Origin of the sequence: Microcoleus sp. (assembly GCF_049646505.1) — a bacterium.
Classification (GTDB): domain Bacteria; phylum Cyanobacteriota; class Cyanobacteriia; order Cyanobacteriales; family Microcoleaceae; genus Microcoleus.
In genome coordinates this window covers 1-1676 of the sequence record NZ_JBARVX010000116.1, presented here as the reverse complement: position 1 = coordinate 1676, position 1676 = coordinate 1, and the positions used below count along the sequence as shown (strand labels likewise).

The 1676-nt window shown below is 40.6% G+C and carries 2 protein-coding genes; both read right to left on the bottom strand.

Features of this window, described 5'->3' with window-relative positions; all coding sequences use genetic code 11:
* Positions 1–155, bottom strand: a 155-nt coding sequence (locus tag WBA89_RS06845; protein ID WP_424405015.1) for a precorrin-6A/cobalt-precorrin-6A reductase, incomplete at its 3' end; no start/stop codon positions are given.
* A gap of 148 nt (positions 156–303) precedes the next feature.
* Positions 304–777, bottom strand: coding sequence for an SET domain-containing protein-lysine N-methyltransferase (locus WBA89_RS06840; protein ID WP_424405013.1), 474 nt, complete (start codon positions 775–777; stop codon positions 304–306).
* Positions 778–1676: the final 899 nt, after the last annotated feature.

Here is a 1676-nt window from a genome sequence, read left to right as displayed (position 1 = left end):
CCCCCAACTCGCACCGTACCCGTTTTTGGAGTAAAAGGCTGTTGAGTGCGTCCTGCTAGCGAAGAAACCACCTCAACATCGGCGATTAGAGACGCTCTGGCAGCCAGTTTAGCAGCATCCCCCGTTCCGCCCAAAATTAGCAAGCGTTTTTTCATAAGTTCACATTTTTCGGTCCGATCGCGCCTACCGGGACTTAAATTTTGTGGGATGTTTTGGGCTACTAAAAAAAAGATTCTGGTCTCGATCGATTTACGACTGATTTAGGACTGCTATACTCGCATTACTGAATCCATGCAAAAAATCTTACTGCTTGACTAATTCCTGCAGATCGAGTTCGAGAAGGTAAGGCGCGATAAACCCTTCATAATCCTTTTTCCTGACTGCTGACAAATCTTTCCAACCAGTAACTCTACCCCGACATTCTTTCGAGCCACACATACACTTGGGTGGAAAATAATTAACAGAGTAGTTTCTCATCGCATAATCAAAAGTGAGTTCTTCCTCATCACCAATGTTTTTGATTGCTACAAAATCATGACCACCTGTTTCATTGACTCTGATGCCACAATTAGGAGCGCAAGAGTGGTTGACTTTAGATATAAGCCCAGCATGGAGAGCATATTTATTCTGGCCTATTTGCGAAGCATGAGAGTTATTTTTGTCCAATATTTTCTCAATTCTGCCAACCATAACTGTTTCACCAGGTTTAAATATTCGGGTGGCAAATACTCCTTCTCCTTTGCCATCAACATCTCTTAATTCACAACCAGTATTCATTTTTTTCCTTGATTTTGTGGGGATATTTTGGGTTACTTTCTTTGAAAAAATAGAGCGTATATAGGTGTACTGTCAAAAATCTTGAATTTGGCGCGACCGTATAAGTAGGTAGGCGCACAATAAGCTCTTCTACGTAACAGAATGTAAAGCAGCCGAGATCGTTGCGTTGGCGAAGCCTGCCCGAAGGGCTTAGCTTCATTTCACTGAGTGACCCTCGCTTTAGACACACTTATATATTTTACCGCTCATCTACTTAAACTCCATGAAAGTTCGTCAATTATCTATCATTTTGGCATTACCCCTCGTACAATCATTAATTACATACAATTGAATGTTTTTTCTATATTAGGTGTTTTATTGAATTTGTTCAAGGATCGGCGAACACAAAAATGCACGAGCAGTCAAATTAAGGTAAAAATTAGCATTTTTCCGAAATATTTACGCGAGCAAAATATAAGCCTGCGTTGCTTGTGGGGCAATGGTTGGGGACGCTCGGCGCAAGTAGGTAAATAGGAAAATTCACAACTATGTAAAAAAATATTAAGCTGTGGCGCATTTAAACCAATAACGACAGAGGTAGGGTGCGTCAGCTAGAACACTTGCTTTGCTATATCGGGGAAATATTTATGTACGCTCCGCACCTTAGTATCCTCTTTTAAATGCCGAACAGCTTAAGTATGCAATCTGAGTTTAATTTAATACGTTGTGTACTGTGGATACTCGCGCCCTTGATGTTGCCCCGATCGAACGCTTCCCTCAAAATCATGTCGAATGACTAGAACGAGTGTAGTTGCAATCAACACATCAACCATTTTAGGTGTATATAATATGTTGAGTACAGCTTTAACTACCAATAGCTATGATTCGATCGCTCTTGAGATTTCTTACAGTATTAATTG

What these genes read in the sequence shown, in the direction of transcription:
- WBA89_RS06840 (WP_424405013.1), bottom strand. Translation starts at nt 777, where the DNA reads ATGAATACTGGTTGTGAATTAAGAGATGTTGATGGCAAAGGAGAAGGA.